A 1,187-nucleotide genomic window follows, 5' to 3' on the forward strand; every position below is an offset into this window, starting at 1 on the left:
AAATACAAAGCTCAAGGTCCCGCTGCATTAGCCCATGCCGGTCGTGGCCAAATCAGCAATTCCAAACTTCCTGAAGAACTCAGACTCAAGTGCCTCAATATTGTTTCTGATCAACTCCATGGTTTCGGACCCACTTTAGCGCATGAAAAGCTCACCACCGTACATGGATTCGATCTTTCAGTAGAAACCCTGCGTTCCTGGATGATTGCAGCTGACTTATGGATTCCTCGATCCAAGCGCCTAAAACGCCCGTATCAGCCTCGTTACAACCGGGATTGCTTTGGTGAACTGATCCAAATTGATGGCTCATATCATGACTGGTTTGAAGGACGCGCTGCTAAATGCTGTCTGCTGGTGTTTATCGATGATGCTACAGGAAAATTGCAGCATTTACGCTTCTGTGAATCAGAATCAGCCTTTGATTATATGATTTCAACACGCTTGTATGTTGAGCAGCATGGTAAGCCGTTGGCATTTTACAGCGACAAACATTCAGTCTTCAGGGTGAATCAAAGCAGCAAGAAAGACACCAAGATTACCCAGTTTGGACGCGTACTCAGTACCCTGAATATCGATATCATCTTCGCCAATTCACCACAGGCCAAAGGCCGTGTGGAACGTGCCAACAGAACCCTTCAGGACCGTCTGATCAAGGAGATGCGTCTGGAAGGTATCAGCTCGATTGAGCAAGCTAATGCCTGGCTACCCTGCTTCATTGAGCAGTTCAATCAGAAGTTCGCCAAGATGGCTTTTAATCCTAAGGATCTACATCGGCCTATCACTGAAACAGCCGAAGAATTAGATGATATTTTTACTTGGCGTGAACCCCGCAGAGTCACGAATAGCCTGACGATTACTTATGATAAATGCGTATATCTCCTGGAAAACACCGAAGAAAATCAAAGGTTGATCGGTAAGTATCTTGAGTTCCTGGAATACCCGGATGGTACTGTAGCCCTCATGCATGATGGCCGAAAGATCAATTACAGCCTCTTCGATAAATTAAGTCAGCTGAATCAGCGAGAGATTGTTGAGAATAAACGGTTGGGTGCTGTTCTGAATCATATCCAACAACAGCATGAAGAACTGGAACAACAAAACAAACGCAATCGTTCTCAAAAGATGCCAAGCAGACGTGCACAGAAAATAGCAATCAAAGAACGAAATCTAAATCCTGTGCTTGACTT

The 1,187-nt window shown here is 44.9% G+C and carries 1 protein-coding gene; it reads left to right on the plus strand.

Going from position 1 to position 1,187, the window contains the following annotated elements; all coding sequences use genetic code 11:
- Positions 1 to 1,187, plus strand: a 1,187-nt coding sequence (locus tag CL42_RS16145) for an ISNCY family transposase (protein WP_035270973.1), incomplete at both ends; no start/stop codon positions are given.

This window comes from Acinetobacter sp. Ver3, from assembly GCF_000632455.1.
GTDB lineage: Bacteria > Pseudomonadota > Gammaproteobacteria > Pseudomonadales > Moraxellaceae > Acinetobacter.